This window comes from Wolbachia endosymbiont (group A) of Urophora cardui (assembly GCF_964028435.1).
Classification (GTDB): domain Bacteria; phylum Pseudomonadota; class Alphaproteobacteria; order Rickettsiales; family Anaplasmataceae; genus Wolbachia.
Genome location: NZ_OZ034774.1, coordinates 792,618 through 819,445 on the forward strand (window position 1 = coordinate 792,618; position 26,828 = coordinate 819,445).

At 35.4% G+C, this 26,828-nt stretch carries 24 protein-coding genes, 1 tRNA gene and 1 pseudogene; 12 read left to right on the forward strand and 14 right to left on the reverse strand.

Annotated features, from left to right (window positions below):
- Window position 1: 1 nt before the first annotated feature.
- From terL to ABWU38_RS03885, 5 genes and pseudogenes are all read right to left on the reverse strand, one after another.
- Window positions 2-1,542, reverse strand: a pseudogene (gene terL, locus ABWU38_RS03865) (phage terminase large subunit).
- Window positions 1,543-1,718: 176 nt separating this feature from the next.
- The gene (locus tag ABWU38_RS03870; protein ID WP_253309713.1) at window positions 1,719-3,203 is read right to left on the reverse strand and encodes a DegQ family serine endoprotease; all 1,485 of its coding nucleotides are present in this window, start codon (window positions 3,201-3,203) and stop codon (window positions 1,719-1,721) included.
- A 3-nt stretch (window positions 3,204-3,206) separates the two neighbouring features.
- Window positions 3,207-4,079: a protease modulator HflC gene (gene hflC, locus ABWU38_RS03875; protein WP_010962867.1), complete on the reverse strand. Its 873-nt coding sequence runs from the start codon at window positions 4,077-4,079 to the stop codon at window positions 3,207-3,209.
- Between the two features lie 2 nt (window positions 4,080-4,081).
- Window positions 4,082-5,116 carry an FtsH protease activity modulator HflK gene (gene hflK / locus ABWU38_RS03880; protein ID WP_264687825.1) on the reverse strand — a complete coding sequence of 345 codons (1,035 nt, stop codon included), beginning with the start codon at window positions 5,114-5,116 and terminating at the stop codon, window positions 4,082-4,084.
- Between the two features lie 82 nt (window positions 5,117-5,198).
- The gene (locus ABWU38_RS03885; protein ID WP_264687826.1) at window positions 5,199-5,414 is read right to left on the reverse strand and encodes a hypothetical protein; all 216 of its coding nucleotides are present in this window, start codon (window positions 5,412-5,414) and stop codon (window positions 5,199-5,201) included.
- A 156-nt stretch (window positions 5,415-5,570) separates the two neighbouring features.
- Here ABWU38_RS03885 and ABWU38_RS03890 point away from each other — a divergent pair, with 156 nt between their 5' ends.
- From ABWU38_RS03890 to ABWU38_RS03910, 5 genes are all read left to right on the forward strand, one after another.
- On the forward strand, window positions 5,571-7,217 hold the full coding sequence (locus ABWU38_RS03890; RefSeq protein WP_265016697.1) for a hypothetical protein: 1,647 nt from the start codon (window positions 5,571-5,573) through the stop codon (window positions 7,215-7,217).
- 522 nt (window positions 7,218-7,739) lie between these two features.
- Window positions 7,740-7,883, forward strand: coding sequence for a hypothetical protein (locus ABWU38_RS03895; RefSeq protein ID WP_353272500.1), 144 nt, complete (start codon window positions 7,740-7,742; stop codon window positions 7,881-7,883).
- Window positions 7,884-7,925: 42 nt separating this feature from the next.
- Window positions 7,926-8,261: a divalent-cation tolerance protein CutA gene (cutA, locus tag ABWU38_RS03900; RefSeq protein WP_353272501.1), complete on the forward strand. Its 336-nt coding sequence runs from the start codon at window positions 7,926-7,928 to the stop codon at window positions 8,259-8,261.
- A tRNA-Gln gene (locus tag ABWU38_RS03905) sits at window positions 8,252-8,326 on the forward strand. Before cutA ends, ABWU38_RS03905 begins: the two co-directional genes overlap by 10 nt.
- A gap of 18 nt (window positions 8,327-8,344) precedes the next feature.
- On the forward strand, window positions 8,345-8,911 hold the full coding sequence (locus ABWU38_RS03910; protein WP_265016699.1) for a hypothetical protein: 567 nt from the start codon (window positions 8,345-8,347) through the stop codon (window positions 8,909-8,911).
- Between the two features lie 7 nt (window positions 8,912-8,918).
- Here the strand turns inward: ABWU38_RS03910 and ABWU38_RS03915 are convergent, their stop codons facing one another.
- Together ABWU38_RS03915 and ABWU38_RS03920 are read right to left on the reverse strand one after the other, a co-directional pair.
- A complete protein-coding gene (locus tag ABWU38_RS03915) occupies window positions 8,919-9,206 on the reverse strand; it encodes a hypothetical protein (protein WP_264687830.1) in 288 nt (95 codons plus the stop codon).
- 843 nt (window positions 9,207-10,049) lie between these two features.
- Window positions 10,050-10,697 carry a heme exporter protein CcmB gene (locus tag ABWU38_RS03920; RefSeq protein ID WP_265045171.1) on the reverse strand — a complete coding sequence of 216 codons (648 nt, stop codon included), beginning with the start codon at window positions 10,695-10,697 and terminating at the stop codon, window positions 10,050-10,052.
- A gap of 107 nt (window positions 10,698-10,804) precedes the next feature.
- Between ABWU38_RS03920 and ABWU38_RS03925 the strand changes: the two genes are divergently transcribed.
- On the forward strand, window positions 10,805-11,197 hold the full coding sequence (locus ABWU38_RS03925) for a TraR/DksA family transcriptional regulator (RefSeq protein WP_253302608.1): 393 nt from the start codon (window positions 10,805-10,807) through the stop codon (window positions 11,195-11,197).
- 159 nt (window positions 11,198-11,356) lie between these two features.
- On the opposite strand, the gene ubiB is transcribed toward ABWU38_RS03925, so the two are convergent.
- Together ubiB and ABWU38_RS03935 are read right to left on the reverse strand one after the other, a co-directional pair.
- Window positions 11,357-12,793 (reverse strand): 2-polyprenylphenol 6-hydroxylase, encoded by a 1,437-nt coding sequence (gene ubiB, locus ABWU38_RS03930; protein ID WP_353272502.1) that lies wholly within the window; start codon window positions 12,791-12,793, stop codon window positions 11,357-11,359.
- Window positions 12,790-13,530 (reverse strand): metal ABC transporter ATP-binding protein, encoded by a 741-nt coding sequence (locus tag ABWU38_RS03935; RefSeq protein WP_064124826.1) that lies wholly within the window; start codon window positions 13,528-13,530, stop codon window positions 12,790-12,792. Before ABWU38_RS03935 ends, ubiB begins: the two co-directional genes overlap by 4 nt.
- On the opposite strand from ABWU38_RS03935, the gene ABWU38_RS03940 reads away from it, so the two are divergent.
- The gene (locus ABWU38_RS03940) at window positions 13,522-14,403 is read left to right on the forward strand and encodes a zinc ABC transporter substrate-binding protein (RefSeq protein WP_253309609.1); all 882 of its coding nucleotides are present in this window, start codon (window positions 13,522-13,524) and stop codon (window positions 14,401-14,403) included. The genes ABWU38_RS03935 and ABWU38_RS03940 overlap by 9 nt on opposite strands.
- A gap of 74 nt (window positions 14,404-14,477) precedes the next feature.
- On the opposite strand, the gene ABWU38_RS03945 is transcribed toward ABWU38_RS03940, so the two are convergent.
- Together ABWU38_RS03945 and rpmG are read right to left on the reverse strand one after the other, a co-directional pair.
- Window positions 14,478-14,753 (reverse strand): helix-turn-helix domain-containing protein, encoded by a 276-nt coding sequence (locus ABWU38_RS03945; protein ID WP_264687833.1) that lies wholly within the window; start codon window positions 14,751-14,753, stop codon window positions 14,478-14,480.
- A 25-nt stretch (window positions 14,754-14,778) separates the two neighbouring features.
- Window positions 14,779-14,979: a 50S ribosomal protein L33 gene (rpmG, locus tag ABWU38_RS03950; protein ID WP_064124823.1), complete on the reverse strand. Its 201-nt coding sequence runs from the start codon at window positions 14,977-14,979 to the stop codon at window positions 14,779-14,781.
- Between the two features lie 149 nt (window positions 14,980-15,128).
- Between rpmG and ABWU38_RS03955 the strand changes: the two genes are divergently transcribed.
- The 5 genes from ABWU38_RS03955 (at window position 15,129) to ABWU38_RS03975 (ending at window position 22,067) form a co-directional block, all read left to right on the forward strand.
- Window positions 15,129-16,892 (forward strand): ribonuclease E/G, encoded by a 1,764-nt coding sequence (locus ABWU38_RS03955; protein WP_353272503.1) that lies wholly within the window; start codon window positions 15,129-15,131, stop codon window positions 16,890-16,892.
- Window positions 16,893-16,979: 87 nt separating this feature from the next.
- Entirely contained in the window at window positions 16,980-18,902 is a 1,923-nt protein-coding gene (gene dnaK, locus ABWU38_RS03960) for a molecular chaperone DnaK (protein WP_353272504.1), read from the forward strand.
- 88 nt (window positions 18,903-18,990) lie between these two features.
- A complete protein-coding gene (locus tag ABWU38_RS03965; RefSeq protein ID WP_353272823.1) occupies window positions 18,991-19,275 on the forward strand; it encodes a BolA family protein in 285 nt (94 codons plus the stop codon).
- Between the two features lie 7 nt (window positions 19,276-19,282).
- Window positions 19,283-20,524, forward strand: coding sequence for a cystathionine beta-lyase (gene metC / locus ABWU38_RS03970; protein ID WP_264687837.1), 1,242 nt, complete (start codon window positions 19,283-19,285; stop codon window positions 20,522-20,524).
- Window positions 20,499-22,067: a UDP-N-acetylmuramoyl-L-alanyl-D-glutamate--2,6-diaminopimelate ligase gene (locus ABWU38_RS03975; RefSeq protein ID WP_353272505.1), complete on the forward strand. Its 1,569-nt coding sequence runs from the start codon at window positions 20,499-20,501 to the stop codon at window positions 22,065-22,067. Before metC ends, ABWU38_RS03975 begins: the two co-directional genes overlap by 26 nt.
- A 206-nt stretch (window positions 22,068-22,273) precedes the next feature.
- On the opposite strand, the gene ABWU38_RS03980 is transcribed toward ABWU38_RS03975, so the two are convergent.
- The 3 genes from ABWU38_RS03980 to uvrA all read right to left on the reverse strand — a co-directional run bounded on the left by ABWU38_RS03980 (window position 22,274) and on the right by uvrA (window position 26,579).
- Window positions 22,274-23,005, reverse strand: coding sequence for a ComF family protein (locus ABWU38_RS03980; protein WP_353272506.1), 732 nt, complete (start codon window positions 23,003-23,005; stop codon window positions 22,274-22,276).
- A 121-nt stretch (window positions 23,006-23,126) separates the two neighbouring features.
- The gene (locus tag ABWU38_RS03985; protein WP_253309617.1) at window positions 23,127-23,729 is read right to left on the reverse strand and encodes a hypothetical protein; all 603 of its coding nucleotides are present in this window, start codon (window positions 23,727-23,729) and stop codon (window positions 23,127-23,129) included.
- Between the two features lie 54 nt (window positions 23,730-23,783).
- Window positions 23,784-26,579, reverse strand: a complete 2,796-nt coding sequence (uvrA, locus tag ABWU38_RS03990; RefSeq protein ID WP_353272507.1) for an excinuclease ABC subunit UvrA — start codon at window positions 26,577-26,579, stop codon at window positions 23,784-23,786.
- Between the last annotated feature and the right edge of the window lie 249 nt (window positions 26,580-26,828).

A 26,828-nucleotide genomic window follows, 5' to 3' on the forward strand; every position in this document is an offset into this window, starting at 1 on the left:
TTTAGATATACCTTAACCATCTAAGCGTTTTATTAGGGTTGGGGCCAAAGTCCCTGACCCTGAAAGCACTGGTGTTAATTTTTCTCATCCATTGTAAATATTGTACCGTACTGTCCACCTGATCATCATAATGGGCTTCTGGGAACATTAAAATTTCGTACTCGAAATCGCTGAGCCATACTGCTTGATGCGGCAGAAAAATCCTGCCAGACTCTATAGTCGGAACAATTTGATAAAATCGAGTGAGTTTGTCATTGTGTGGCACTATTTCAATAATCGGTAGATCGCTATTTGCCTTTAGCTCTTGTGTTAATTGCTGACCACTTGTTTTTGCTTCGATCAAAATTGCATGTGGTGCCCATCTTGCAGCTAGTGACAGAACTTGCTCTTTAAGCTTTGGATACTCAAGCTTTGCTCGATATACATCAAGTAAATAGAATTTATTATCTATTTTTGCCCAGGTGGTGCAGACGCTAAAGTCGCTGGAATCGTTTGTTGAAACTGCAGTGTCCCAGCTTTGTGTTACATGTGAGAGATTATCAGGGAAATTTTTATAGCGCTTTAGCCACTCTTGTTTAATTATACCGCTTGAAAGCGGCAGGGGGTTTTGTTGATATTGAGCAGCAAAAGCGTAACTCCCGAGTTCAACTTTTATCATCTCAACTTCTTCTCTTCCTCCCTCCAGGGGATATAATAACTCATTCTCTTCTCTTGAGTATAATACTCTTGCAGGTAGTGTCATTCCAGCACTTGATGCTGGAATCCAGTCTTTTGCGGTTGAATTTTCTGGATCCCAGTGTCTGGGCACTGGGATGACAGGAGGGGGGGTTGGAATGACACCAGTATGGTTATTAATTGAATAAATAACCTCCTTATTTTCAGAAATCATTGGCAAACAAATGTGATGCCATATGTTTTTTGGCTTGGATAAGAGGTGCCCAGTTAAGTCTTCCAGGTGGAGCCTATGCATCACAAGCACAATTACTCCTTTTTTTCTATCGTTGAGTCTCGTTACTAAAGTCTGATCGAACCAGTTTGTAACACGCTTTCTAAACGTTTCACTCAAAGCTTGAGCAGGGTTAAGCGGATCATCCACAGTAATAAGATCACCACCTTCACCTGTTAACGTCCCTCCAACTGATGTTGCGATTCTGTATCCTCTCTGCACTGTTTGGAATTTATATTTAGTGTTCTGGTCTTTGGATAATTTTACCTCTGGAAACAGCTCTTTATACCAATCCGATTGCATTACGCACCTGGTGTCAAGCGAGTGCTTTTCGCTGAGCAGCCGAGAATAACTTGCAACTATTTTCTTGCGGTTGGCTGATTTCCCAGTATCCATGCGGGCCACGCAACGCTTATGCACATGGACTTCATTGAACGCGGAGGCATATTGAATATTATGCGCCTTACTTCGCCAGCATTCGCTGCTTTCAGCCTGTCTTCTATGACTTTTATGTACTGATAATCATTATACTCACATCCCGGCACCACCGTTTGAAAGCACAGTTCAATGAATTTTAGGAAGTTGATTTTGTTCATGTGTATATTTTAGTAAATGTTCTTACAAGTAGCTGACACTGGAATGACATCCTTTGGTTTTTATATATGGTTATGCAATAAATCTAATGTAGATTTGATTTATTTGATAAGATTGAAGTAGCTATAATGGCAAACGCTACTGCTTTGTGAATTTAGTAAATAACCTACGAAAAGTGCTATTTCTTTAACTTTATTGAAGTAAAAAACTGATTTCCATTGCGGTAAATGAGCAACATTATTGAATCTTTACCGTTTTTCTTTACTGCTGAATCAACTTGTTTTTGAAAATCATTAGTATTTTCTATATCGGTTCCATCTAATTGGATAATAATGTCTCCTTTTTTAATACCACGCAGCGTGGCATTACTGTTACTATCTACATTAATAACTATCACACCTTTTGTAGGATTACTTTCTTTTGATTCTTTTGGCAGGTTTGAAACAGTTAAACCAGTTATGTAATCGGATGTTGATTTATTTTCTTCTTGATTATTACCTTGACCATCATTTGCAGATTCTTCAATCACAACCTTAATATTGACCTCTTTGCCCTTTCTAAGTAACTTAATTTGTACTTTTTTTCCAGGTTCAGTTCTTGAAACCATTTGAGGCAGTTGTGTCATTCTATCAATTTTTTTATCATCAAATTCTAATAATATGTCACCCACCTTAATTCCACCTTTTTCTGCAGGGCTATCCTTTACTATACTTGCAACCAGTGCACCTTTTGTATCTTTTAAACCCAAAGACTCAGCAAATTCTTTCGTTATAGGCTGAACTTGCACACCAAGCCAACCATGTTTTATTTTTTTGCCACTTTTTAATGTGTCAATAATTGACATAGCTAAATTAGATGGTATAGCAAAGCCTATACCCACGTTACCGCCAGACTCAGATGGGGAATAGATAGCGGTGTTAATGCCTATAACTTTTCCATTTAAATCAAATAATGGCCCTCCAGAGTTGCCTCTATTAATTGCAGCATCAGTTTGAATAAATTCATTCATAGTGCCGATACTAATGTCTCTGGACCTTGCAGATATAATTCCTGTGCTTACAGAGCTACCCAAACCAAATGGGTTACCTATTGCAATAACTGTATCGCCAACCCTTGCTGTATCAGAATTACTAAATGCAACAAAAGGAAGATCTTTATTAGAATGAACCTTAAGCACAGCAAGATCAGTTCTTGCATCATAGCCTAAAACTTCTGCTTTGAAATAAGTATTATCGTTCATAGTAACTGTGATATCTTGGGCGTTTTTAATAACGTGATAATTGGTTACTATAGTTCCACCTTTATCTATAATAAACCCAGAACCAAGCAGCACCACCTCTCTGTTAACACTAGGGCCCCTATCCATAAAAAACTGATCAAAATGCTCAAAAAATTCTCTAAAATCATCAAAGAAATTATTTCTTGGCATAAAAGGGATTTTAGTTCTATTGTTACTTTCTTGTTTGATTATTTGTTCGCTTGAAATATTTACAACCGCAGGAATGAGTTCTTCCACTAAATCGGCAAGTCCTTGATTACAGTTACATGCAGTAGTGCTAGCATCAACGACCTTTTTTGCATTCCAATCAAACATATTAGCGTATGAAGAAAACGCAATTAGAAAATATGCAAATATAGATAAAATAAATGCCTTACTTTTCATAAATTATTTCCATCCTTTGTTTAAAATATCTAAAAAGTTATTGTTTGGTGAAAGTACAAATTTAGTATTATTTTCGGCAAATGATTTACTGTAAGCGCTCATAGAGCGATAAAAGTTAAAAAACTCTTCATCAACCTTAAATGCCTCATTATAAATTCTAGTTGCTTCAGCATAACCACGGCCCCTTATTTCATATGATTCTTTTACTGCACTGGAGATAATTTCCCTTTTTAATTTATCAGCTTTTGATCTAACTTCCTGCCCAGCTTGCTCTCCTTCTGCTCTAATTTCTTTTGCTTCTTTTTCCCTTTCAGTTTGCATACGGCGAAATATTGCAGAACTATTTTCTTCTGGTAAATCTGCTCTCTTAATTCTTACGTCTATTATTTCTATGCCAAATTTTTCAGCTTCAGAATAAACTCCACGCTGAATCAATTGCATAACCTCTGATCTTTTTTCGTTCAACAAACTAATCAACGAAAATCTGCCTATATTTTCTCTTATGTGTGCTTCTATAACCGGATACAATCTTCTAACCAGCCCTGATTCATTCCTCACAGCCTGGTAAAAAGTAACAGGATTTGTTATTTTATATTTTGCATACGCATCTACTATAATACGTTTTTGATCCGCTGTTATCACTTCCCTTGGGATCTTATCAGGACTTAAATCTAAAACTCTTTTATCAAGAAACTCTACACTGTTTATGAATGGTAACTTAAAATATAAGCCACTTTCCCTAACATCTCTTACAACTTTACCGAGTTGTATAACTATCGCTTGCTTTGTTTCTTGCACAACAAATATTGAATTAAATAAAACAATCAATAAAACAACAAATACAGAAACAAAAACAATTTTAATATTACTACTCATGGTTATTTCCCTAAATTTGTAAGAGGTAAATAAGAAAACATACCTTTCAGATCATCAGTTACAACAACTTTGTCTACCTTACTGAAAATATTTTCCATAGTTTCAAGATAAATACGATTCTTAACGAGAGAAGGATTCTGTCTATATTCCTCATAAAGAGATAAAAAGCGATTTGCATTACCTTTTGCTTCATTTATTACTTCATTCTCATATGCCTCTGCATCTAATTTTATCTTTATCGCTTCACCCTTTGCTCGAGGTATAATATCATTATTATAAGCGTATGCTTCGTTTATAGTACGCTCTTTGTCTGCACGAGCACTTTGTACATCTCTAAACGAACTGATTACTTTTTCTGGTGGATCAATTTTTTTCATTTGAACAGATAAAATCTCTATGCCCATTTGGTATCCATCAAGAATCTGCTGCAATAGAATTCTAGTATCTCTAGAAATTTCTGGTCTGCCTTGACCAAGTGCAAAAGAGATCGTGTTTTTACCTATTATTTCTCTCATGGCACTTTCAGCAGCATTTTTAACACTGAAACCGGGTTTGTAATCCCGCACTTTGAATAAATAGTCCTTAGCATCTCTAACGCGCCACTGAACCTCGAAGTTAACGTTGACTATATTTTCATCTCCAGTTAGCATCACACCTTCACCGCGATCTGTGTCTCGCCCATAAGAATTACTTACCCCAATTTCTTCACGATTTACTTCCTTAACATTCACTTTAAAAACCTTGCCAATAGGGTAGGGGAAGTGATAACGCAAACCAGGTGTTTCTGTATTAGAATATTTACCAAAGGTAAGTTCTATACTTTCCTCACTAGGATGGACAATATAAAAGCCAGTGCAAGCATAGAACAGTAAAATAATGAAAATGATGAAATAAGGTTTTTTGCCCCTGTTTCTGGTTAATCCATTAAGAAAGAACCTTACATCAGATACAGCTTTACTTAAAATATCTTCATTATTAGGAGTTTTGTTCCCTACCGGTTTCTTTCCCAGATTCCAAGGATTATTCTCATCAAACATAATGATTGATTCTATAATTAATACGCTAATATTACTTCTTTAATAAGAAAATGCAAACATAAATTGCTATTTTATTTACAAATTAATCATCAGGATGGAAAACATGATCGTACACTTCCTTTTCTCTATGTAGTATGGTCGACTCTATAGAATTTTCTGGCTTTTTTTTGAATTCTTTGTTGTCACTCTTTAAGTGCACTACGTCTTCGTGAAAATGGGAATTATACCTAAATAGTAAAGCTATTATTATTAAAGTTATAACAGCCAAAAAGATGAGTGCCCTTTTTATGCACCTCATAAATACTCCGGCTTCTTGACCTAATTTTCTACGCTTCCAAAAAACACGTCAAGCAGAATTATTCAAAGACAAATGAACATTAACAGCCAAATTAACACTAACTTAAGAATCGAGGGTGTACAATATGAATATATTTAATTAATAGTGAGGTTTAAAATGTTACCTAATAATGAAACAAATTCAAATGTTGTTGAAATACAACAACTTCAACAACAAAATAATTCTACGCCTTCTTCAGAGGATTTATTAAAACAAAAAATAGAATCATTGGGGAAAGAAATAAAATCATTACAAAAGCAGGGTCGATTGGACCGTGGTATTTTTAGGTTGGGAGCAATTGGCTTCATATCTTATCTTGTTGCAACCAACTGGTCAGCAATTGCTTCTGCTTTTTCAACTACAGGAACAGCTACAGTCGCTGCAGGAACAGCTGCTGTACCAATAGCTGGAATTGTAATTGGAGCAGTAGTAGGAGCTATTGTTTTGGTTGGTGCTTCTTATGCAATGTGGAAATATAGAGCACAAATAAAAGAAGGCTTCAAATATGCTGCAGAAAAGACAGTTGATGGGGCGAAGTATATTGGCGGAAAAATTAGAGATGGTGCTGTATATTCCAAAAACAAGGTAAAAGAGGGTTATGAATATTCGGCAGCTTCACTAGAAAGAGGTGTTAGCTTCGTAGGTGAAAAAGTAAAGAAAGGAGCAAGTCGTGTGACTGAGGCAGCGGCAAATAAGTTATATAATGCGGCTGGTAGCGAGAATTATTCAGACAGAATAAATGATGAGCTTGTTCCTGATTCATCACAAAAGAAGAAAATTCAAGAAATAAAAGGGGATCTCAAGGCAATTTTTGCTGACAAAGGAAATAATTCTGGGTTAGTAAAAAATATACTTTCTGGAATATCGTCAAAAATTGATTTAAAAATGGCAGAGGAAGCAAAATTAGGATGGAAAGAGTATACTCCTAAGTGGCAAGTACAGAAAGAATTCATTCATAATTTAAATGAAAAAAGTTTGTATAGCTTGTTAACAAAAAGGTCATTGCCTAAGTATAGGTATTTCATCGACAGTGTTTTCTCTGACCATTATGATGAAATTAAGGAGGTTATTAAAGAATGTAAAGAAAGTCATTTGTATTCAAGCGTAAGCAATATGTTCAACAAAGCTGAGAAAAGAGCTAACAGGCCTTCTTTCAAAAGTTTAACTAGGTCTATATCGTCATCATTGTCTTCACTAGGAAGAAAAGACTCTACACAATCAACTAGCAGTTTATCAGAAAGCAGTTCAATGAGTTCACTAGATTCTGTAAGGACTGACAGTACTATTAGCAGCGAAGCGGAATTGTTCAATCCTGCGAAGCATAAAGAAGTGAAAACAACTGCTCCATTTAAAGTGCCATTATGGTTGGGGGGTAAAAAAGCACCAGAAGAAACTACTAATGTTAAATATCAAGTTCTTTCTGAATCAGACACGTTGTCTAGACAAGTAGGAAAGAGCACTTTTTACGTTGATACTCCTATTCCCATTGAAAATACTGGTAAAACTGCAACAGCAGGAGGAAGACTTTCTGGTAAGCAGCCTATTCCAGTTACTCCACCAAAGGTATCAAGAAGCTCTTCTACTGATAGTAGAATGGGTTCTGGTTCTTCTACGCCAAAAAGTCCTTCTCTAGAAGACTTAAGTAAAGCTCGTGCAGAACTGAAAAAAACAGGTTATCTGGGCAAAATGGTGGAACAGCCTTCTACGTGTAAGTCTGAAGTTTACATTGAACCACAGCAGCCAGGAGTTACATCTGGTAAGTAGCATAAACAAAACCACTCACTTTCTCCAAAGGATGTTACTCATTGAGTAACATCCTTTTTTTGTTTTTAAACTATAGAAAAATCCCAGCGTTATGCGCACAAACGTATGAACATTGTGATTTCTCCACTAGGGAAGGTGTCATCCCAGTGCCTTGACTACTTGGATCCAGGAATTTTGTTAAGTTGGGAAGCATAAAAGTAGCCGTTTTATGTTAAAATACAACATTTTGATGATTATGAAAAGGCTGGATTCCAGCGTCAAGCGCTGGAATGACATGGTGAGGCGTCATCCTGCTGCTCCTTTCTTGCCATCCCAGTAGCCTCCTTTTTTTGTCATCCCAATACCCCCTCTTGTCATCCCAGCGCCCTCTCTTGTCATCCCAGCGCCCTCTCTTGTCATCCCAGTGCGTGACACTGGGATCTAGCCATTTCACGCAATCCCATCGAAAACGCTGTGTTTTAAAAAATGTTAGCCACTTTCATGTTTACCAACTTAGTGCTCAATCAAAATTCCTAGATCCCAGTGTCACGCACTGGGATGACATGGGAAGGAAGCACTGGAATGACAGAAGAGAGCACTCGGATGACAGGGGAAGAAGGCACTGGAATGACAGAAGAGAGTGCTGGAATGACAGAAAAATCTAATCTATTTTCTCTTGATGAATAAACCTAAGTGGAGTATAGTAGAAATGCATTTACGTAGATTCTAATGAATAATTTATTTTTGATTTATACAACTTTTTCAAGTTTGAAGGAGGCTAAAACTGTTTCTGAGGAATTGTTAAACGAGAAATTAATTGTATGTGTAAATATATTTCCTGAAGTGAATTCTCTGTATTTATGGGAAGGTAAAATTAGTAATAGTTGTGAAGTAGTAGCAATTATGAAGAGCAAAAATGATCAAGTTGATAAAATTGTAGAAAAAATCGAAGCAATGCATTCTTATGATCAGCCAGCTATTGCTGTGATGTCCATAGAAAAAGCAAATAAATCTTTTACTAATTGGGCTAATAGTGTTATTGATGTAAGTAGTATTGGGGTGTAGCCAAGTGGTAAGGCAGCGGTTTTTGATACCGTCACGCGAAGGTTCGAATCCTTCCACCCCAGCCATATTGAAGTGGGTGTGAAATGATATCACTTTTCTATAAATTAAGATTATTGAATTATATATTAGGTAGTCTAAAAGATATAATTGTGAAACTGTTTCTCTTCACAATGTATCTTTACACATCCAGCATTGTGCTCATGTTTCTCAGCAATGGTTTTTGGTATGCTGTAGAATTTGGCTCTTTCAAAAATGCGTTTTACCATTTATTTCAATATTGCAAGTGGTATTATGAAAATAGGGAAGACCTCGGTTACGGAATTTCTATTCGAATATTAGTAGCATTCCTTACTCCGCATTTTCTCTATAAGTTGTTCCTTAGCACAGGCTGGAAGTCTTTTTTAAAGGAAAAGATAGTGCAGATACTCAGCACAAGAAGAAAAAAGGGTAGTGAGTTCAGTAACAGTAGTAAACCAAGTGGCAGTAGTTATAGTGATAAGAATAATTACAGCAATAACAGTGAGCATCACGCTCAAGATGCAAAGCGGAAAGTAAACATAATAAAGCAGCTATTAATCAAAGATATAGAGGCAACTATAGATAGGAGATTGAATGATATTTTTTTCGGTAAAAGGAGTAAACCTCATTAAAAAGGCTTTATCTAGTAAGGCTTTTTAAGATTGGCTGTATTTTGTTTTTTACGTATACCGGATCACAATCAGCCAATATACATGTGTGTGCAAAATCTTGACTAAAGTCCGATAACCAAGAAATCGCCTTACGTTTCTCTACCAAGCTTTCTGTTTTTTTACAGTGACTTGCTGCATCAGTCATTGCCTGCGCTATTACTGATTTCCACAGCAAATAATACCTTTGTATATCATCTGACGTACTATTTGTTTCATAGTGGTTAAAAAATTCTTTAAAATTGAAGTTGTTTGACATAATGATACCTCTTTGGATTGAAATTTGAAATGATTTGAGTTTATGTCGCCACAGCAGACCCCGCTAACAAGTAGCGGGATGACGATTGTCAGGGTGTCATCCCAGTGCCTCTCTATAATGTCATCCCAGTGCCTCTCTATAATGTCATCCCAGTAGCCCCTATAATGTCATCCGAGTAGCTGACACTGGGATCTCATTTCACTCTATAATAGCAGTGCTCCTTTCTTGTCATCCCAGTACTGATTAGCTATAAAATTTAAGAAATTTACCAAATAAAAAAAAGGCAAAAGAAGCCCCGTGGTTGGCTAATTACTTACATTATACTTTCAAGTATGGCGTTTTTTTATTCTAAACGCTTAATAACCGCGATTTAGCTGCTTTTTAATGCAACTAACCTTTAGTCATAAATGTTTAAGAAATTTACTAAACAGAAAAAAAGGCAAAAGAAACCCTAGGGTAGCTAGTTATTCACTATCCATTTTTTAAGTTGGCGTTTTTTGATGTTTTAAATGCTTTATAAGCGTATTTCAGCTTGTATAGGTAAAAACCTAGAAATTTGATAAAGACATAGAGTGCACATAGTGCAAAAAATTAAACATGAGACGCCAAATACGTTGAGTTTTTTTGTCATTTAATCTGTACAGAGAAGATAAATAAATAGCTTCAGTTTTATAATAAGGGGCTGGCGGAGTTTGTCAAGTAAGTTTTTTCGTTTCTATGTTGTCAGCTACTTGCATGACACCATTTGTTGTAAACTCACTTTTTCTTGATTTTTTGGTTTATCTTGTCTACCTATTTTGCCACTCTGCTAAACGGATACCTACTGAATAACAGTAAGATTTTTCAATCCTGTTCCACAGCAAATTTTAGTGCCATGTGAGTAGTTATAGTGCTGTTAACAATCAAAACGACAAAAATTAACATGGTGATTAGTAGTGTATAAATATTCAAGGACAAATTTTCAAATTGAGTTAGCATTTTAAAATACACAAAGGTTGGCATTATCATTGGCAAAACAAGAATTTGCGATACTCCTGATGCTAAGTTGTTTCGACCAATCATCAATGCATTTCCAGTAGCTGAAATATTAATGATTATCAGCGTATTAAATAATAAAGACACTCCAACTGCTATTGAGTGTTCAATACTATTGCCTAGAACTGCAAAGCTGAATATGGAAGAAACCACTGAAATCGGTAGCCCAAATAATAACCAGTGAGCGAAAATTTTATAAGCAACTATAAGCCTAGAAGAGAGTGGCTGTACAAAGATTTGCTCTAATATTCCATCATGATAATCAGATGTAAACAAATTATTTGTAGAGATCTGCAAAACAAATGTAGCACATATCCATGTTAATGTTAACATAACTTCTTGTTTATTGTTGTTTTCAAGTGTAAATGAAGATAAACTTAACATTATAATAAAAATACATACTATATAGGTAAGGTTCTTAACATCTATTACTAATTTTTTTACTAAGTCGATCATACTAGGCTTTTAAATGTTTATTATAAATTATAGTGTTTACTTTGAGGGTAGTATAATTTTTTGTTCATAAGTTATATAGGTTTTATTATTTTTTTGATAATGCAATTATGGAAAAGTTACCGAAAATAAAGTCACCAGAGGATTATACTCCTTCAGAAGATGAAGAATATATGAGCGTAAAACAACTGGAATACTTCAGCTTAAAGTTACAATCAATACTCGCTGAGTTGGAGAAACAAGAACTAGAAGATAATAGTATTGATACATACTATTCTGATGGAGATAGTGGAAATGAGGAATTAATCAAGCGCCGAAAAGATAGAAAAGAAAAGATTAAGGAGGCGTTAGAAAAAATAAAATTAGGCACTTATGGTTACTGCGATGGAACAGGAGAAGAAATAGGAGTCGAAAGACTTAAAGCTAATCCGCTTGCTATATATTGTATTGAAGAGCAAGAGAGAGTAGAAAAAGAAAAGAACGTGTACAACATTAACGATTAATTTACACATAAGTGGTGAGCCATTGGGCTTCAAGAGGAGCAAGAGGCGGATCAGGACTGAAGTATGTTATGCTATAAAGAAAGTGGAAAATTGGACATTCTCAACTCGACTCCTGCAGATTAAAAATTAAGTTGAATTAAAAATTGGGTTTGACACAGTTTATTTAACACTCCCTAAAAATTTAACGATTAGAATTATAATTACAAACCACAGTAAAAAATAGACTTTTCCATTTGATTTATTTTTAACTTGGATGTTTTCTAATTTTTTATCAGCTATTAGGTTTAATTTTTCTATAAGGCTAAATATCCCTTGGATTGTTTTTACAGGATAAGAATTTCTAATTTTTTCCCTATACCCTATTTTACTTTCATGTTGACTGCTTATCCACGCTTCAACTACTTTCCACATATTGATTTCTGGGTAGATCTTTCTACATGTCCCTTCCAGTAAAATCATAGTTTTCTGCAGCAATAACAATTGTGTTTGAACTTTCATATCAAAATCACCAGTTATTTTTAATAGCTGAGCAAGTAAACTAGCAAATGAAATCTTCTGTATAGGCTGCCCAATAATGGGTTCACCTATTGCCCTGCAAGCTGTGACAAAATTTCTATGCTGTGATGAAACGTAACCAGCTTTAAAGTGCATTTTTGCAACGTGGTCATAATCCCGATTTAAAAAGCCTTTGAGTATCTCTATAACGTAAAAGCATGTCTCACGATCTATTCTACCCATGATTCCACAATCCAGGGCAATAATATTGTTATTACTATCAACCATTAGATTTCCAGGATGCATATCAGCATGAAAAAAACAATCCCTGTATACCTGACTACAAAACGATTCTATAAGATTGATAGCTATTTGCTTACGATTATTCAGTTTTTCAACTTCGTATATTGGTGTTGCTTCTATCCATTCTAATGTTAAAACCTTTTTTGCAGTTCTATTCCAATCTATTTCAGGTACATAAAAACCTCTGTCATTTTTTGTGTTTTCCTTTAGTTCTGAAGAGTGAGCAGCTTCAAAACGTAGATCTAACTCTAATCGGCAAATTTCAGCAAAAGTTTTGACTAATTCAATTGGCCTCAGCCTTTTTGATTGTTCGCTAAATTTTTCTGCAATTTCTGCAAGCCAAGAAAGCATTTTTATATCCCTTGAGAATGTTTTCTCAATATTTGGCCTTAAAACCTTCACAGCAACTTCCTTACCCTCAGTTGTAACCGCTCTATGCACCTGAGAAATCGATGCTGCTGCAATTGGCTTTTCAGAAAAGCTTGAAAAAATGTCGCTCAATTTACAATTAAACTCACTTTCTATAGTTTTAACTGCTATTTTATGTGAAAATGATGGCAATCTATCACATATCAATAACAAGTTATTTGTTATATCCTCATTTAAAACATCAGTACGTGATGAGATAGACTGCCCAAACTTAATGAACACCGGACCTAATTTTTCAAGAGCACACTTTAGCTTATGGCCTTGTATTTTATTTATTGATTTCTTTGATGGTGGAAGTAAATAAGGTAATATATTGTAACGTGTCAGCACTGTAGTTATGTGCAGAAGACGCAAAATATTTTGAATCATTTTGCTGCGTAACTGCTAAATATTTCATTTAGGGTTCTATTTTTCATAATCTCATCAGGCTTGCCTTGGCAATAGATAGTATTATTTATACAAATTACGTAATCTGAGGATGGTAGAGCAGAGTTAAGATCATGAGAAGTCATAAGAATCGATACCAATCGTTTTTTTGCTATTTTATTTATAATATCATAAAATTTAGCCCGCGCGTTAATATCCATTGCACTGACTGGTTCATCTAGAATGATCAAGTCAGGTTCTGCAATTAAACAACGTGCAAGCAGCAATAATTGTGTTTGCCCTGCAGAAATTTCTAACACTTGATTCTTCAAAATGTTACCGATACCAACCAACTCTATCGCTTCTGTAATAATGGATTGATTTTTCTTTAGTCTTTTCAAGGAGCTATTTAAAAGGAAATATTCAACTGTTATTGGCATCAAATTACTAATACTAAAATTTTGCGGCATATAGCCAATTTTTATGTTGTCAGCAAATACGATACTACCGGTACAGCTTTTATTTATGCCAGCAATTGCTTTCACTAAAGAGGTTTTACCTCCACCATTTGGACCAAGTATTGTAATTACGTCTCCTCTTTCCATGAACATATTGATATTGTCAAGGATTCTTTTACCATCATATGTGAGAGCAAGATTTTCTATTTTTAGAACACGATTATTGACATTATTTAACTTTTTGGCAAAATTTAACTTCTTCTCAACGTTTATATGAGACATTTACTGCCTTTTTTTCTATTACTTTCATTTACACTATACTATAATATTGCCTTTTCATCCAATTTAAAAGTTGTAGCTACAATCAAACCTATCCACTCACTTGTAGCTTCTGTGACAGAAGGAATTTTAGAACCGGAATTGCTTGGCTATGCAACATCTGCGCATAATTATATATTAAAGCCGTCTGATGCGAGTAATTTGGAATCAAGTGATGTCATATTTTACACTGACGATAACTTAGAGACGTTTGTTCAAACTTTCGCCAAAAATAATAAAGAACTAGTGCAATTGTCAAAGGTAATCAACCTACTTCCTGCTCGGCCACATTCATTTTCTAGAAAAATTACCAATACTCAAGATGAAAAAGACCTACACATTTGGCTGAGTCCCGAAAATGCAAAGAGCATGGTACTTTTTATAAGTGCAACATTGTCTAACATAGATAAAGAAAATTTCCATCGATACAACTCTAATGCAACAAAAGCCATAAAAAAAATAGACCAAGAAGTAAAAGAAATCGTGAAAGAACTGAATGATTTTAAAAATCAAAAATACATCGTCACTCACGATGCTTATCAATATTTTGAAAAATATTTTGGTTTAAATCACCCAAGCGCCATTCTTTCTATAGAAGAGGATTCGTACATAGGTATGAAGAGTTTAATGAAGCTAAAAAAGATAATGAAGGAAGAAAACGTTAAATGTATATTTGCTCATTCACAAGAAGATAGCATAAAGCCTAATGCTCTTTCTAATGACGCAAAAATGGTAGTTCTTGATCCTATTGGATCAGACATAGAGCCTGGAAAAGATGCATATCTAGCTATAATCAATAGCATTGCACAAAATTTCAAATCTTGTTTTGTTGAGTAACAAGTTCTTTTTAAAATGCCTCTGACTTACTGTTTTATTGTTCTGCATTTAAATCACCATTTGTCCTTTACATATTATACAGGTTTAGAATTATGCTTTATTCTTACGTTTATGTCTTGGTCCAATGCAATCAATAAGTTAAGCAAGTATTCTAAGGAAAACCCTTCGATTTTTGACCTATTGATTTGAGATACTTTAGGTTGATCAATCTTTAGAGCGCTTGCTGCTTTTTTCTGTGTTTTGTACCTCTTACTTATTAATTGTGCAATGACCTTTATTAATTTCAGTTTTGTATCTTTTACATCCCCCAACTCTACTATTATAGGATAACTTAATTGTAAATTTTGCATAATAATAAAATTCCTTATAAAAAAACTACTTTAATTTTTCTTCTTTAAATAATACGTGCCTTCTGACTACTGGGTCATACTTCCTAAACTCCAGTTTTCTGGTGAGCTTTTTTGGATTACGCTTTTTTACATAAAAATAGCCAGTTGATTTTTCTTCACCAGTTTTTGTTATCTTGATTGCAGTGCTGACTAACTTAACGAGCAAAGAAGCATTTTTTTTCGCCATACTTATAATGATATAATAAATTCTATGCGAGTTTATTACGCAAAACACTAAAAGTCAACCGAATAATGCAGATCGTAAAATTCTTGACAATCAACAGTGCATTAAGTAGCATGAAGTTAACTTCAGAATGAAAAGCAAACGGTAAATAAGTGGCAAATAGTGGCAAAAGGTTATTATTGATAGAAAATTCTGCCTGTTCTAATGAGGTAAGAGTTGCCTTATCAGTTAATAATAAGGTTGTAGAATTTGAACAAGAATTCAAGGAAAAAAAACAATTAAGAGGTAATATATACGTTGCTTATGTAAAGCGTATAGAGCCTTCTTTGCAAGCCGTATTTATTGAATATGGAAAAAACAAGCAAGGTTTTTTATCTTTTTCCGAGATATCTCTAGATTACTTCAATATTCCAGAAAAAGAAAAGGAAATTATCTTTGAGGGCTACTCAAATGACGATTGTACAGAAGAAGCTTCAGCAAATGTTTCTTCAGATTCTGCAGCTAGTAAGAATGTCAACGAGTTAGGTAGTGGTTTTGTAAGAGAGGTACCTTTATATAAAAAATACAAATTACAAGATGTTATTTCAGTAAATCAAAAAGTATTGGTCCAGCTAACTAAAGAGGAACGAGGCAATAAAGGAGCTTCATTTACAACATACATAACTTTAGTGGGTAGATACTGTGTTTTCATGCCAAATTCCATGAGTAAAGGTGGAGTGTCTCGCAGAATTGAAGATGCTAATGTCAGAAAGCAGTTAAAGGATATACTGAGTTCAATAAACTTGCCAAAAAGATCAGGTTTAATAGTAAGAACTGTTGGTTCAGGAAAAGATAAGAAAGAAATTGAGCAGGATTACAATTACTTATCCTCATTATGGCAGAGCATTCAAAAAAATGCCTTCTCTGTAAATGCTCCATCATTAATTTACAACGAAGCAGATGTAATTATGAGATCTGTTCGTGATTTTTGTAGCGATGGTATAGAAGTCATAGTATCTGGGAAGGAAGCTTTTGAAGCAGTGAGACAATATACTAAAAATGCATTAAAAGGTAGTAAGTTGCGTTACAGATTGTATAGAGGTTCTATCCCAATCTTTACTTACTATGGAATTGAAGATCAAATTTCTGAGTTATATAGCAATAGGGTAGAGTTGCTATCTGGTGGGTCTTTGGTAATAACTTTAACTGAGGCGTTTGTTTCAATAGACGTAAATTCAGGAAAGATGACAGGAGAAGATAGCATAGAAGAAACAGCTTATAGAACCAATATGGAAGCAGTACCTGAAATATCAAGACAGGTGAATCTTAGGGGCCTATCAGGATTAATAGTAGTCGATTTTATTGACATGTTGAAATATAAGTATTGCAGAGCTGTTGAGTCTGCTATAAAGCAAGCGTTTAAAGACGATAAAGCTAAAGTTCAATTTAGCTACATAAATGACTTTGGTTTAATGGTATTTTCAAGACAAAGAATTAAACCAAACATACAAGAAATTAATACTACAGAGTGTTTACACTGCAAGGGTATTGGAAGAGTAAAATCGAACGAAGTAATTGTTGCATCGATACTAAGGGATTTACAACACATTGCTCATAGGAACCAAAATAAGTCTTTTGATTTAGTAGCGCATAGTGCGGTTATAGCGCATATTTTTAATAATAAAAGGAATACAGTTTCTACAATCGAAAAAGAGTTTAATATTACATTGAACATTAGTATTGATAACAGTTTAGATGTAAATACATTTGTTTTAAAACAAGGAGATGATGTTAATTCAAACGGTTATAAGCCATTACAGAACTCTGGATACCAAATTGAGGATAGCAGCAATGAAGAAGTTGATAATTCAAATAAACTACGAGGCAATTTTTGGCTGACTAAATGGCTTTCGCGCTTTTTAAGTTCTAATAACTAATTAGAAACCCTAAATTGGGCTTGTAATTAATAAGTCCTATACTTATATATTCTTATATCAGATAATATTTACAATGGGGTACTCATTATGGGAAGAGCAATAGGCATAGATCTCGGAACAACAAATTCTTGTGTTGCAATAATGCAGGGCAAGGATACAAAGGTAATAGAAAATAAAGAAGGGGCAAGAACTACTCCATCTATAGTTGCATTTACTTCGTCAGGAGAAAGGTTGATTGGCGCTCCTGCAAAAAGACAAGCAACCACCAATGCAAGTAATACTTTTTTTGCTACTAAGAGATTAATAGGCCGTCAATACGGTGATTCTGAAATGAAAAATCTAAACGTGCCGTATAAAGTGTTTGCAGCAAAAAATGGTGACGCATGGGTTAAAACCACTGATAATAAAGAATACTCTCCTAGTCAAATTGGTGCATTCATACTACAAAACATGAAAGAAGCAGCAGAAGCTTATCTTGGAGAGGAAGTAAAAGATGCTGTGATAACAGTGCCAGCATACTTCAACGACTCTCAACGTCAAGCAACAAAAGATGCAGGAAAAATCGCCGGATTAAATGTGCTCAGAATAGTAAATGAACCGACTGCTGCAGCGCTTGCTTATGGTCTTGATAAGAAACATGGGCACACAATAGTGGTATATGACCTTGGTGGTGGTACATTTGATGTCTCAATACTTGAAATAGGTGAAGGGGTTTTTGAAGTAAAGGCTACAAATGGTGACACTCATCTTGGAGGTGAAGACTTTGATAACGCAATAGTGAGTTATTTACTAGATGAATTCAAGAAAAGTAATGGCATTGATTTGAAAAATGATCCAATGGCTATGCAAAGAATCAAAGAAGCTGCTGAAAAAGCGAAAATTGAATTATCAAGTGCAATGGAAACGGAAATAAATCTACCGTTTATTACAGCTGATGCAAGTGGTCCAAAACACTTAAATATGAAATTAACGAGAGCAAAACTTGAAAGCTTAGTGAATGGTTTAATCGAAAGAACTATGGCTCCTTGTAAAAAAGCTCTTGAGGATGCTGGTTTGTCTGCTAGTCAAATTGGCGAAGTGGTTCTCGTTGGTGGCATGACTCGTATGCCAAAAGTCATAGAGAAAGTTAAAGAATTCTTTGGCAAAGATCCACATAGAGGAGTAAATCCTGATGAAGTTGTAGCAATTGGAGCTGCAATACAGGCGGGAATCATTCAAGGTGATGTAAGAGATGTGTTACTACTTGACGTGACTCCACTTTCTCTTGGTATTGAGACTCTAGGAGGAGTATTCACTCCACTTATTGAACGTAATACTACTATTCCTACTAAAAAATCTCAGGTGTTTTCAACTGCAGAAGATAACCAAACAGCCGTTATAATTAAGGTACATCAAGGTGAAAGAAAATTGGCGGTTGATAACAAGCTACTTGGTCAGTTTAGTTTGGAAGGGATACCTCCTGCTCCTCGTGGAGTTCCTCAGATCGAAGTAACATTTGACATAGATGCAAATGGAATAGCACACGTTTCTGCAAAAGATAAAGCTACTGGAAAAGAGCAAAAAATACGCATTCAATCTTCAGGTGGTCTATCTGATGATGAAATAAATCGCATGGTAAAAGAAGCTGAAGAAAAAGCGCAAGAAGATGAAAAGCGCAAAAAGTTTATTGAAGTGAAGAATCAAGCGGATAGTTTAGTTCATTCTACAGAAAAGTCTCTGACAGAGTATGGTGATAAAGTTTCACCAGAAGATAAATCTGCTATTGAAAATGCAGTTAACGAATTAAAAGAAGTTAGTAAATCTGATAACATTGATGACGCTGATTCAATCCAGCAGAAAGTTACTAATCTTTCTCAATTATCTATGAAACTTGGAGAAGCTATGTATAATGCCTCACAACAAAATAGTGCTGGAAATGGCTTTTCATCAGAAGGGAATCCAAATGATAAAGAAGAAAAAGTAGTAGATTCTGATTATCAAGACATAGATAATAAGGAAGAGAATAAATAAGGGTGTATTGTTATATCACTTTTCCTGTCATCCCAGTGTCAGCTACTTGGATGACAAGAGGAGCATGTTGTTGCTTAAAGAAACCATTATGGATATTATTAAAACAATAGAAGAAAAGAGACGCGATTCGATAGATGTAATTGATATCAACATTGTCGATGAATCAGCAAAGCATGCTGATTATTATTTTGCTTCATCTTCAACATTACCTTCGCACATTAAATTAATATTAATATCTGACGGCTTTATTGGAATGAGTATTCTAAAAAGACATAAGTTGATTTATGAGTTATTGAAGGGTGAGATAGAGCTAATACATGCAATTTCTCTTCACTTGTATACGCAAAACGAGTACAATTTAAAAAATAAATAATAAAAATGTGAAGGAAGAGTCTATATTAGTTAAAGCAGGAAGAAAATTTAATGACTATAAAGGTTCTATGAACCCGCCAGTTTATCATTCTTCTACCATATTATTTCCTACTTACAAGGACTACTTAAATGCAGCAAATGGAGAAAGTATATACGATGTAATCAACGATGGTGTTGCAAGGGATTATAGCTACAGTAATGTTGGTACTCCTACTGTCCATTATCTTTCAAATGCACTGGCTGAAATTGAAGGGAGTGGACAAGCGCTTATTTATCCTTCCGGACTATTTGCACTTACTTTTGCTATTTTGACTTTCACTAAAGCAGGCTCGCACGTTTTAATTCAAGATAATAGTTATTATAGGCTTAGGAGGTTTGCAGAAAATGAGCTACCAAAAAGAGGAACAGAAGTAACTTTTTATGATCCAACGCAGGATATAACTGATTTAATTCAGAGTAATACTTCATTGATAATGATCGAGACTCCTGGTTCTATAATGTTTGAGATTTCGAATATAGAGCATATAGTAAAAGTTGCTAAAGAACATGGAATCGTAACCGTTTGCGACAATTCATGGGCCACTCCTTTGTTATTTAAGCCGCTTGATTATGGAATTGATGTTGCACTATATTCAGTGACAAAGTATCTAGCCGGTCACTCAGATTTAGTTATGGGAGCTATTATTGCTGAAGGTGAAATTTTTAAATTGCTTTATGAGAGCTATAAAAATTATGGAGTAACCATTCAATCGCACGACTGCTACCTTGCACACAGGGGACTAAGAACACTGCACACACGTATGAAAAGGCACCAAAATACAGCAATGGAAGTGGCAAAGTGGCTAGAAGCACAGCAAAAAGTTAGAAAGGTTTTATATCCAGCACTTCCCTCCCATCCTCAACACGAATTATGGAAAAGTTACTTCAAAGGAGCAAGCGGCACATTCAGTATAGCACTGGATAGAGAATATTCATGTGAAGAACTAAGCTGCATGGTTGATCATATGAAAATTTTTAGTATTGGTGCTTCTTGGGGAGGGTGCGACAGTTTGATATTACCAGTAGATCGTAGATCTATGTCAAGATCTGTAATGAATTCAGATTGTGGTGGAAGTTTCGTGCGAATATTTTGTGGACTGGAAGATCCTGAAGATTTAATCTTTGACCTTAATGACGCACTAAAAAGGTTACCATGTTTAGACTTTCAAAACGATGAAGTAGGACATGAAACTGAGAGAATTACTGCATGATATTGTTGATGTTAACTTTGACGTTGAAATCAAGGGCGTTACATGTAATCCCAAGAGAGTCAAGGAAGGTTATCTTTTCGTTTGTGTGTCTGCGGTGTCATTCCAGCGCGTGACGCTGGAATCTAGAAAACCAGCATGTATCCAGATTTTTCCTACTGAATCCCAGTATCACGCACACGACTGTGTAGACGTTGTCATACAAGGAACCAAAAAAGATGTCATCCCAGTGCTTGACTACTTGGATCCAGAAAATTTAATTGCAAATGAGCACACTAGGCAATTGTATAATAAAAACTGGATTCCAGTGTCACGCACTGGAATGACAGATACTTCGAGCTTTGCAGTGCTTGAACACCCAAATCCTCAAGAAATATACAGCGAAATAGTCAGCAGGTTTTATCAATTCAAACAGCCCAAATATGTTGCTGCTGTAACGGGTACGAATGGTAAAACTTCAGTAGTAGAATTTTGCCGCCAGATCTGGCAAAACTCTGGCTATAATGCTGCGTCTATTGGAACACTTGGAACATGCATCAATAATGGTAGAAAAGGTAATAGCAACAGTCTTACCACTCCAGATGCAGATGACCTTTACGCAACATTGCGTGGTATAAATGTAGAACACTTAGTGTTAGAAGCATCAAGTCATGGGATTGATCAATATAGAATCCATGGATTAAAGTTGAGTGCTGCAGCTTTTACTAATTTCTCGCAAGATCATTTAGATTACCATAAAAATCTTGGTGAATATTTAGAAACTAAAAAAAGGTTATTTTACGAGGTATTACCAGAAGGAAAAACAGCGATTTTAAATGCGGATATAGATGAATACTACGCGTTGCTTAAGATAGCTGAAAAACGCAGCAACAAAATTATCACCTATGGAAAAACAGGCTCTGATATTACTTTATTGGAGCAAACACCAACCCCTAATGGTCAACACCTTACAATAAAAATTGGTGGTGAAATTTATGATACGTTTTTTCCGGTTCTGGGGCAATTTCAAGCATATAATCTGTTGTGTGCAATGGGTATAGTTACCTCGTTTGGACTGAATTACAGAGAAATATGCGTAGAAAAACTCGTTTCTCCACCAGGAAGAATGGAAAAAGTGAAACCTTTTGCATTTGTGGATTACGCTCATACTCCAAGTGCGCTTAAACAAGCCCTATTGTCTTTAAAATGGCACTTCAATAAAAAAATAATTCTAGTTTTTGGTTGTGGTGGCAATCGTGATCAAACAAAACGCGCAGAAATGGGTAAAGTAGCACAAATATATGCAGACAAAGTGATAATCACGGATGACAATCCGCGTGATGGGAATCCTGCAGAAATTCGTCGTGGTATTTTACTACATTGCCCTAATGCGCTAGAGATAGAAGATAGAAGAGAAGCTATAGAGAAAGGAGTAGATATTGCCTATAACGAGGGTATGATTCTGCTAGTTGCAGGAAAAGGACATGAGAAATTCCAAATTGTAGGAAGCCAAACTTTTGAGTTCAGTGATGTTGAGGTTATTAAAAATCATGCCTTAACATACTGATTTTCACAATGGGCTTACCTCCGTATCTGTTCAGGGACGTGGCTAATGTGCGAATATTGAAGCAAAAGTGATGTCATCCCAGTGCTTGACACTGGGATGACATCCTCCTGGTAGACAATGTTCGTACAGCTATGTGCGTAACGCTGGCACTGGAATCTAGAAAAAAATAGATCCAAGTAGTCAAGCTACTTGGATGACACTGACTGCTAATTTTTTATGCAAGAGGTCCAATCATTCACCGTTCTTGCAAGTGATAGCACTCTCACTTCTCTTGCACCGGAGTTTAAAATTTCTTGAGAGCAAGATCTTACAGTTGCTCCGGTTGTTACCACATCATCAACTAATATCACGATTTTATTTTCGATAATTTTCTTGTTGGTTATGCTAAAAGCCTTTTTCAAATTTTTTTCACGCTGTTTAAGTGAAAGACCAGCTTGAGGCGCAGTATGGCGAAGACGTTTTATTGCAAATGGCGTATAGGATAAATTGGACAACTTACTCAACTCTTTTGCAAGCAATGCTGCTTGATTATATTTATGTTTAAACAAGCGCATTTTATGTAACGGTATAGGAATTATGACCTCTGCGTTCTGAAACGTATCCTGATTAGCTTGGTGTATCCACTTTGCATAGATTTTTACGTAATTCAAATTATCAAAAAATTTGAAATTTATAATCATGTTTTTACTATGTTGATCATAAGCAAAAACTGATCTTAATACTTTAAACGGTGGAGGATTGATGATGCACTTACCACACGTATGAATATTGTCTGAGATTACTACGCCACAAACATTGCAGTAATGCTTAGTTAGAAAATTGATTTTTTTGTTGCATTCACTACATAGATTAAGATTTTCATCAATGATATATTCGCAACTTACGCATACGTTCGGAAATATAAGATTTGTAGCTTTTTTTAGTAAGAGAAGGTTCACAATTCATTAAATATATTATAAAATTTATATAGTATAGCTAAAGTAACTTGTGCTTACACTCTTTCACTTTTTATTTCATTTCAATGTAATTCAAACTGAGCCACTGCTGAAAAAGCAGAACTTATAACTTATTAGATAAAAGCTGATGTTTTTCTGGCTCCTGTATTTCACTTAACTTACTTTGCACTTTGTTGCAAGCCCACACAAGTGGCGTTATCATTGACGCGGCAGCCCAAATGATAGCAGCGCAAGCATAACTTACAATCTTGTTAAATACTTCAGCTACTGCACTAGCACAATCTTGCCCAGCACTTAAAAATGCATTTGAATGATCAACTAATGACTTTGTACTTGCTTTTAAACAATAGTCCCCTGTTATTTTTGATAATAACTTAATTGGGAAGTATGACAAATATGCTAGTATCAAACATAAAGGTTGCAATATTATGCTAGCTACTAGAAAAGCACCCCGTTCACAAAGTGGAAACACTTCCTCTGCCCTGTAACCCACGTATTCACATTTATCATTGTTTTTATAATACTTGTTATAATTGTCTTTACTCTCAACTCCACAAATTACATCTTTCACAGGTCCTAGCACATTATCAACGTAATGTACGGACTTATAGAAACTATTTTCTGGAACTAGTGTGCAATCTTCTGCTCTCTTAGCAGGTACAATTCCATGTTTAGCATACCTTTTAAAATATTGATATATTGACATTACCCTCTCCAAATCATAAATATGCAACCTAGCCTAATATAATTAAGAAATAGTTTATAATAAATACGTTTTAAGATACCTGCCTGTAACACTTTCTGGAATTTTTACCACTTCTTCTGGAGTTCCAGTGGCAATCACTTCTCCGCCTTTTATTCCGCCCTCTGGTCCGATGTCTATTATATAATCTGCAGTTTTTATAACGTGCAAATTGTGCTCGATAACTATAACAGTGTTTCCCAGATCGACTAATCTATGGAGTATTTTTAGTAAGTTATTTATATCTTCAAAGTGTAATCCAGTTGTTGGCTCATCAAGAATATACAATGTTCTTCCGGTAAATCGTTTTGATAGCTCTTTGGACAGCTTTATTCGTTGTGCTTCACCCCCAGACAACGTTGTTGACGATTGTCCGAGTTTTATATAGCCAAGCCCCACTTCCTGCAAAGAAACCAACTTTTCTTTTACCATTGGAAGGTTTTCAAAAAAATCACAAGCCTGATCTATCGTCATATCAAGCACATCAGAGATTGATTTTCCTTTATAAGTAACTTCCAATGTTTCACGATTATACCTTCGCCCTTTACACTGCTCACACTTCACATAAACGTCCGGTAGAAAATGCATCTCTATCTTTAAGTGCCCATCACCTTTACAAGCCTCACACCTTCCCCCTCTGGTATTAAATGAAAACCGGCCTATATTATATCCCCTTGCTTTTGACTCCGAAAGACCTGCAAACCAATTTCTTATATGAGTAAACATACCGACATATGTTGCTGGATTTGACGCAGGAGTTCTACCAATTGGCGACTGATCAACTTCTATAACTTTATCTATATATTCAAGGCCTTCTATTCTATCACACCGACCATACCGTGCAGACGAATGATATATCTTATGTGCTGAATATTTATATAACGTTTCTATGACTAAACTTGATTTTCCCCCTCCTGATATTCCAGTAACACAAATAAGATTCCCTATAGGAAATTTAACGTTCACATTTTTTAAGTTATTTTCACATGCATTTATTACTTTTATGAACTGAGTTGCTTGCTTTCTTCTCCTTGGAATTAAAATTTTTTTCTCTCCACTCAAATATTGCCCTGTTATGCTCCTTGAATTTCTTTGCACCTGGTCTGGTGTTCCTTCTGCAATAACTTTTCCACCATTTACGCCAGCTCCAGGACCAATATCAATCGCATAATCAGCAGCCATTATTGTATCTTCATCATGCTCAACAACGATTACAGTGTTACCCATGTCTCTCAAGTCTTTCAGTGTAGCAATTAACCGATCATTATCGCATTGATGAAGGCCTATCGAGGGTTCATCAAGCACATACAGCACTCCTGTTAAACCAGAGCCAATTTGCGAAGCAAGTCTGATCCTCTGACTCTCACCGCCAGAGAGAGTGCTAGATTCTCGATCGAGCGTTAGGTAATTCAACCCTACATTCTTTAGAAATGCTAGCCTCTTGATTATTTCATTTAATATTTTACTTGAGATTTGCTTCTGTTGTTCTGTGAGCTTGTCTGGCAAATTTTCAAACCACTTAAGGGATTTATCGATGCTGAGCCCTGATATTTCACCTATATGTCTGCTATCAATTTTCACTGTGAGTGCTTCTTTTCTCAATCTATGGCCAGTACATTCCTTACAATGAATAACAGAGCAGTATCGCTCAACAAGCGTTTCATCATAATCCATCTGGTTCTCCAAGATACTGATCAAACCTTGAAATTTATTAGAGCCAAAGAGTATCATATCTTTTACTTCTTGATCTATGTTCTTCCACGGAACATCAAGGCTAAATTTACAATTTTCAGCCAGTGATAGAATTGCACTTTTTAGAAATCCATAACTTGTGTGCACTTGACGGAACATTGGTCCTACTGGCTTTAAAGCACCCTCAGATATTGAAAGAGTTTCATCTGGCACTATCAGCTTTACATCAACAGCCAGCTTTTTACCAAGCCCATTACACGAACCACATGCACCGTAAGGGCTGTTAAAAGAAAATAATCTTGGTTCTATTTCCTCAAGAGTGAAACCAGACTCGGGGCATGCAAAATTCTCTGAAAAAGTCAGAATTTGACCATTTTTATACTCGGAATTATGGTTGTCAGGTAGGTTTACTACTTCTACATACATTAGACCATTACCAAGTTTTAGTGCGGATTCTATACTACTTGGCAGTCGATTTCCTATATCGCCCAATATTGATATTCTATCTGCAACCACAAAAATGTCGTGTTTCTTGTTCTTATCAAGTTTAGGCAAGTCATCTACATTGTACACTTCACCATCTATTTTGAACCTTACGTAACCTTGTCTTTTAATTTCCAATATCTCTTTGAGATGTTCTCCCTTTCTACCACGCACAACAGGGGCAAGTATATATATTTTAGTTTCTAAAGGTAACGCAATTATAGTATCTACAATTTGAGATACAGTTTGCTTTGTTATCGGTAATCCAGTTGCAGGTGAATAAGGAACCCCTATTCGTGCATATACTAAGCGCAAGTAATCGTAAATTTCGGTAACAGTTCCAACTGTTGACCTTGGATTTTTTGAGATCGATTTCTGGTTGATAGATATTGCAGGGGAAAGACCTGTAATCGACTCAACATCTGGTTTATCCTGAATGTTGAGAAATTGACGCGCGTAAGCTGATAGGCTTTCAACGTATCGGCGTTGGCCTTCTGCATAAATCGTATCAAATGCGAGACTAGATTTACCAGAACCACTTAGCCCAGTTATAACAACTAGCTTATTTTTCGGTATATTGACATCTATACCTTGCAGATTATGTTCCCTTGCACCCTTAACTCTTATAAAATCGTCCATATTATACTATATAACGTATTTTAACCATTATAGCCTTAAAATACATGAATTTACAGTGATATGTTGATTTTCTATTGATTTTTTCAACTGTTACGGAAAATTAGGCAGCGTTTGGTAAATCGTCATTCCGCTACTTGTTAGCGGAATCTATGCTGAGATACCGGGCGGTATGACGTAGGGCTGTACAACTTGTGTTAGAGTCTTAGGGCAAATCTACTACCTATAAATTCTAAACTGTTGTTATGCACC

Bases quoted from the DNA above. Each gene is read 5' to 3' on its own strand.
- ABWU38_RS03870 (WP_253309713.1), bottom strand. From the start codon at position 3,203: ATGAAAAGTAAGGCATTTATTTTATCTATATTTGCATATTTTCTAATT.
- hflC (WP_010962867.1), bottom strand. From the start codon at position 4,079: ATGAGTAGTAATATTAAAATTGTTTTTGTTTCTGTATTTGTTGTTTTA.
- hflK (WP_264687825.1), bottom strand. From the start codon at position 5,116: ATGTTTGATGAGAATAATCCTTGGAATCTGGGAAAGAAACCGGTAGGG.
- ABWU38_RS03885 (WP_264687826.1), bottom strand. From the start codon at position 5,414: ATGAGGTGCATAAAAAGGGCACTCATCTTTTTGGCTGTTATAACTTTA.
- ABWU38_RS03890 (WP_265016697.1), top strand. From the start codon at position 5,571: ATGTTACCTAATAATGAAACAAATTCAAATGTTGTTGAAATACAACAA.
- cutA (WP_353272501.1), top strand. From the start codon at position 7,926: ATGAATAATTTATTTTTGATTTATACAACTTTTTCAAGTTTGAAGGAG.
- ABWU38_RS03910 (WP_265016699.1), top strand. From the start codon at position 8,345: ATGATATCACTTTTCTATAAATTAAGATTATTGAATTATATATTAGGT.
- ABWU38_RS03915 (WP_264687830.1), bottom strand. From the start codon at position 9,206: ATGTCAAACAACTTCAATTTTAAAGAATTTTTTAACCACTATGAAACA.
- ABWU38_RS03920 (WP_265045171.1), bottom strand. From the start codon at position 10,697: ATGATCGACTTAGTAAAAAAATTAGTAATAGATGTTAAGAACCTTACC.
- ABWU38_RS03925 (WP_253302608.1), top strand. From the start codon at position 10,805: ATGGAAAAGTTACCGAAAATAAAGTCACCAGAGGATTATACTCCTTCA.
- ubiB (WP_353272502.1), bottom strand. From the start codon at position 12,793: ATGATTCAAAATATTTTGCGTCTTCTGCACATAACTACAGTGCTGACA.
- ABWU38_RS03940 (WP_253309609.1), top strand. From the start codon at position 13,522: ATGAGACATTTACTGCCTTTTTTTCTATTACTTTCATTTACACTATAC.
- ABWU38_RS03935 (WP_064124826.1), bottom strand. From the start codon at position 13,530: ATGTCTCATATAAACGTTGAGAAGAAGTTAAATTTTGCCAAAAAGTTA.
- ABWU38_RS03945 (WP_264687833.1), bottom strand. From the start codon at position 14,753: ATGCAAAATTTACAATTAAGTTATCCTATAATAGTAGAGTTGGGGGAT.
- rpmG (WP_064124823.1), bottom strand. From the start codon at position 14,979: ATGGCGAAAAAAAATGCTTCTTTGCTCGTTAAGTTAGTCAGCACTGCA.
- dnaK (WP_353272504.1), top strand. From the start codon at position 16,980: ATGGGAAGAGCAATAGGCATAGATCTCGGAACAACAAATTCTTGTGTT.
- ABWU38_RS03965 (WP_353272823.1), top strand. From the start codon at position 18,991: ATGGATATTATTAAAACAATAGAAGAAAAGAGACGCGATTCGATAGAT.
- ABWU38_RS03975 (WP_353272505.1), top strand. From the start codon at position 20,499: ATGAAACTGAGAGAATTACTGCATGATATTGTTGATGTTAACTTTGAC.
- ABWU38_RS03985 (WP_253309617.1), bottom strand. From the start codon at position 23,729: ATGTCAATATATCAATATTTTAAAAGGTATGCTAAACATGGAATTGTA.
- uvrA (WP_353272507.1), bottom strand. From the start codon at position 26,579: ATGGACGATTTTATAAGAGTTAAGGGTGCAAGGGAACATAATCTGCAA.